The organism is Pantoea sp. E956-1, assembly GCF_982223955.1.
This window is the reverse complement of the sequence record NZ_CEUYZP010000064.1, coordinates 1-456: the sequence shown is the minus strand read 5'-3', so window position 1 is coordinate 456 and position 456 is coordinate 1. Positions and strand designations below refer to the sequence as shown.

Genomic DNA, 456 nt, shown 5'->3' with positions numbered 1-456 from the left:
AGTCAGCCACTGCATTTGAATTTCGAGCGCCTGTTTGAGGCGGTTTTGCACAAGTTTTGTCTGAATCCCTTACCCTAAAACGTTTAACGCTTGAGCATCCGACGACCCCGATTTTCCTTTAAACTCCCCACCCCCAAGGAACCCGCTCAGGACACGGAATGCCAGCCTCTTCTTCCTCGCTTCGCCCAGCGTTGGTGCTTTGGCTATATGCCGCTGCGATCACGCACATTCTCGCCGGTCTTACCCTGACCTGGGCCGGTGACTCCGGCTTGCTCGATGGCTACCTGCAAGTCCTCGAACTGTCGTTCTGGGGTGCCGATGCGGTTCCCACTGCCGGCCACGAACAACAAGTCTGGTGGCTCGCGCTGTTCGGCGCGACGCTGCAAAGTTATTCGCTGTACATGCTCGCGCTGGTGCACTTGGGCAATCGCTTGAAAGCCCCGGCAGTGTGGGGCT

Annotated in this window: 1 protein-coding gene; it reads left to right on the top strand. The window is 57.7% G+C overall.

What is annotated here, in order from left to right:
* Positions 1-158 precede the first annotated feature (158 nt).
* The coding region (locus AC0T7J_RS25270; protein ID WP_473798506.1) for a hypothetical protein at positions 159-456 on the top strand (298 nt) is incomplete at its 3' end.